Origin of the sequence: Parvimonas sp. M20, from assembly GCF_035282425.1 — a bacterium.
Classification (GTDB): domain Bacteria; phylum Bacillota; class Clostridia; order Tissierellales; family Peptoniphilaceae; genus Parvimonas.
On sequence record NZ_JAYKBQ010000094.1, the window covers coordinates 1 to 386 of the forward strand.

A 386-nucleotide genomic window follows, 5' to 3' on the forward strand; every position below is an offset into this window, starting at 1 on the left:
TGCCAAATCATAGCTAGTCTTAGCTTTGTCGAGGGCGTCTGCAACAGCCAGAGCCACTAGACTTCCCTTTTGAATGATTCCAAGGTCGACAGCACTCTCAGCAGTGATCTCTGCCAGCTTGAGAGACTTCCCAGCCTTATACAGGCTGAGAGTCTGCGCTTTGTGATCCACCTGGACCACACCCGCCACAGGGATGCTTACGCAGCCAGGGAGAGCGGATAGGTAAGTGCCTATGAGGGATATGCCGAGCAGAAACTTGAAGTGCCTCATTTTACGCATGTCGTCCTCCTCAGGAATATTTCTTAAAGGCAGCGGATAGCTTACCTCCATAAAGGGCAATTTGACCTTCCCCATTATAACCTCCGGCAAAGCCGTTGAAGTCATTT

The 386-nt window shown here is 50.5% G+C and carries 1 protein-coding gene; it reads right to left on the reverse strand.

Translation table 11 applies throughout. From position 1 onward, the window contains the following. Window positions 1-354 (reverse strand): hypothetical protein (locus VJI93_RS08550; protein WP_324009284.1); only part of this gene is annotated, 354 nt, incomplete at its 3' end. Window positions 355-386 lie beyond the last annotated feature (32 nt).